The sequence below is a fragment of the Bifidobacterium catulorum genome, assembly GCF_003129925.1.
GTDB classification, from domain to species: Bacteria; Actinomycetota; Actinomycetes; order Actinomycetales; family Bifidobacteriaceae; genus Galliscardovia; species Galliscardovia catulorum.
This window is the reverse complement of the sequence record NZ_QFFN01000088.1, coordinates 1-327: the sequence shown is the minus strand read 5'-3', so window position 1 is coordinate 327 and position 327 is coordinate 1. Positions and strand designations below refer to the sequence as shown.

Below are 327 nucleotides of genomic sequence, written 5' to 3'. Positions count from 1 at the left end.
ATAGGCCGGCGAGCACGCCCACGGCTGCGAATACGTGGTGTTGCTCTTGCGGGCCAGACTCCAAGCCGCCATGGTGGCGCCGGCACCCTGGTCGATCATATGCTGCCCGGTGCGTTCGCCCTTGGTTGCGGCGATGAGCTCGTTCGCGTAGGCGCCGGCACCGGCCTTGTACAGGCCTTCCAGCAGTATGGCGGCCACGGACACGCTGCATGCCATGCCCTTGCCATGCAGGAACTCCACCACGCGCGGGATGCGGTCGGCCGGCACCCGGCATCCGGCGAGCACGAACGCGGAGGCGTGCTCGGAGCAGTGGCCTAGCTGCTCGCC

Annotated in this window: 1 protein-coding gene; it reads right to left on the bottom strand. The window is 68.8% G+C overall.

Annotated elements, in window-relative coordinates; genetic code table 11:
- The coding region (locus DF200_RS10920; protein ID WP_206603446.1) for a hypothetical protein at positions 1 to 327 on the bottom strand (327 nt) is incomplete at both ends.